The sequence below is a fragment of the Amycolatopsis palatopharyngis genome, from assembly GCF_003385185.1.
Lineage (GTDB): Bacteria > Actinomycetota > Actinomycetes > Mycobacteriales > Pseudonocardiaceae > Amycolatopsis > Amycolatopsis palatopharyngis.
Genome location: NZ_PQHZ01000130.1, coordinates 1 through 1,067, shown reverse-complemented (window position 1 = coordinate 1,067; position 1,067 = coordinate 1). Strand labels below are relative to the sequence as shown.

Genomic DNA, 1,067 nt, shown 5'->3' with positions numbered 1-1,067 from the left:
CGCGTCCAGTACGGCCAGCCCGGCTACTCGATCGCCGACCGGATCTCCAAGGCCCTGCCGCCGCCGATCATGGCCAAGGACATCTCCCTGTCCGGCATCGTCGACCCCCAGCATGAGCGCTACGGCGAGGCCGCCGAGGTGCGCTCGCTGGTCGAGACCGACGAAGAGTGCAAGACGATCTTCGAAACCGCTCGCGGCCTCGAGGGGCTGATCCGCAACGCGGGCGTGCACGCCTGCGCGGTGATCATGTCCTCGCAGCCGCTGATGGACTCGATCCCACTCTGGCAGCGCGACGACGGCTCGATCATCACCGGCTGGGACTACCCGTCGTGTGAGGCCATCGGGCTGTTGAAGATGGACTTCCTCGGTCTGCGGAACCTGACGGTCATCGGCGACGCGATCGACAACATCAAGGCCAACCGCGGCGAGGACATCGACCTCGACCGGCTCGGGATGGACGACCCCGAGACCTACAAACTGCTCGCCCGTGGTGACACGCTCGGCGTGTTCCAGCTGGACGGCGGGCCGATGCGGGACCTGCTGCGCCGGATGCAGCCGACCAGCTTCGACGACATCGTCGCGGTCGGCGCGCTCTACCGCCCCGGCCCGATGGGCATGAACGCCCACAACGACTATGCCGACCGCAAGAACGGGCGGCAGAAGGTCAAACCGATCCACCCCGAGCTCGAAGAGCCCCTGAAGGAGATCCTGGCCGACACCCACGGCCTGATCGTCTATCAGGAGCAGATCATGCACATCGGGCAGAAGGTCGCCGGCTACTCGATGGGCCGAGCCGACGTCCTGCGCCGCGCGATGGGCAAGAAGAAGCAGGAGGTCCTCGAGAAGGAGTTCGAGGGCTTCCACGCCGGGATGCGGGACAACGACTTCTCCGACGAGGCCATCAAGGCCCTGTGGGACACGATCCTGCCGTTCGCCGGCTACGCGTTCAACAAGAGCCACGCCGCCGCCTACGGCCTGATCTCGTACTGGACCGCGTACCTCAAGGCGAACTACAAGGCCGAGTACATGGCCGCGCTGCTCACCTCGGTGGGCGACAACAAGGACAA

Annotated in this window: 1 protein-coding gene; it reads left to right on the top strand. The window is 66.0% G+C overall.

The annotated features are described in order from the left end of the window. A partial coding sequence (dnaE, locus tag D0C15_RS33865) for a DNA polymerase III subunit alpha (RefSeq protein ID WP_116052097.1) occupies positions 1-1,067 on the top strand: 1,067 nt, incomplete at both ends.